This is a genomic window from Acetivibrio ethanolgignens (assembly GCF_001461035.1).
Taxonomy (GTDB): Bacteria; Bacillota; Clostridia; order Lachnospirales; family Lachnospiraceae; genus Velocimicrobium; species Velocimicrobium ethanolgignens.
In genome coordinates, this window is the sequence record NZ_LNAM01000089.1 from 1 (window position 1) to 1513 (window position 1513).

Consider the following 1513-nt stretch of genomic DNA (forward strand, 5'->3'; position numbering starts at 1 on the left):
GACTGGAGCAGATGTAAGAGTTGGAAGTTGCAAATGTCTGCTTAATCAGCAGACACTACTTATACTTTGATGGTATCTGAGTTGTAGTGTCGGGGTATGTGATGGTAGCTACGAAATCTTCACAGCCGCCGGCATCTCGAATTACTTTTTCCATATATGCCTGGTTACCATGTCTGTTCAATGTGCTGTTTTGCGGTGTGATATTATAGGCGTTGGATACTCCACCAAGCGAGTCGGCAATAATATGCCCTTCGTCGAAGTCAGCTTTTTCTACTCCCGGAACCTTTGCTTCATCTGCATAGTATCTTCCACTTGATGTAACCGATTCGTTTTCATCGTCCTGCAGAATAATTTCATCCGCGATAACATAGACAAGCTGGCCATATTTATTTGTCAATGCCCAGTAAATTCTATCACCGAACCCAATATCTACAGCTACATTGGGTTCCCGGCTCCCGGATAAATCTCCACCATCAACTTCGATGATTTTATATGCCTTGCCTTTATACTGGAAGGTGTCTTTCTCAGGTTTATTCCCTGAGTTCTTTTCACCATCCTCTGTCTTTTTCGTATCAGGCTCATCTTCTACTGCTACTGCTGCCCCACTTTGCGAAACCTTATTATCCTCCTGGCCAGAAAAATCAGCCTCCGTATCTGCCTTTGATTCTGCCTGTATTTCATCCACTTCTACAGTAGGGACAGGCACCTGGCTATCAGGATTGCTGCTGCCACACGAAACAAGAATAAGCATCAGGATAAGGGTTGCAGTAATAATAATCCCACGAGTACGATTAAATTTTTTATTCATATTAGTTCAGCCTTCAGTCTGCGTAGTGTTATTTTAAAGTCTATAATTTGCTCAGAAATTGATTATCTTTTCTCTCGTATGATCCTGGCAATCTGCTCCCGGCCTGCGTAGGAAACCGGAAAAGGGAATTTAGAGGATGCCGCCTGGTGGATGTCCTCTAAAAATTCTTCCGGAAGACGCAGCATAAAGGACTGGCAGAGGGAATGATTCTCCACAGAACCCCTGGCAACCAGCAAGAGCACACTTAAGTTTCGCTCAAAAGCAGCATACTCTAAACAGGAATACGGAATAGTAATCTGGTAGGATTTCTTTTTCCGGTCATAACCCTGTAGACCAAACTGGAAAGAACGTCCAGTTATAAGACCATGCAGGTCGTAGGAAATGTCCAGGGAGTCATCTCCGAAACGGCATACGGTATCTACGGGACCCAGCAGATTGACCCCTGGGGCAAATAGCTTCCGGAAGAATGCAACCAGAACCACCGCAATCATAAAAAACAGAAGGAGCATAAGTACAAGGTTAAGACCGTGGGCATGCAGGCGAAGAAGACCGGCCAGGATAATCCCCAATGGTATCAGCAAAAAGACCAGGCATGTCCAGAAGGAAAGGGGAAAAGCGATGTACTGCTCTTTCTTGAAATGGAATGTGTAATTAGTGTCTGCTGATTAAGCAGACATTTGCAACTTCCAACTCTTACATCTGCTC

The 1513-nt window shown here is 44.5% G+C and carries 1 protein-coding gene and 1 pseudogene; both read right to left on the reverse strand.

Annotated features, from left to right (window positions below; translation table 11 throughout):
- Nucleotides 1-58: 58 nt before the first annotated feature.
- Nucleotides 59-808, reverse strand: a pseudogene (locus tag ASU35_RS18540) (DNA/RNA non-specific endonuclease); the annotation flags it as partial.
- A 62-nt stretch (nucleotides 809-870) separates the two neighbouring features.
- Nucleotides 871-1389 (reverse strand): hypothetical protein, encoded by a 519-nt coding sequence (locus ASU35_RS04965; RefSeq protein ID WP_147525378.1) that lies wholly within the window; start codon nucleotides 1387-1389, stop codon nucleotides 871-873.
- Nucleotides 1390-1513 lie beyond the last annotated feature (124 nt).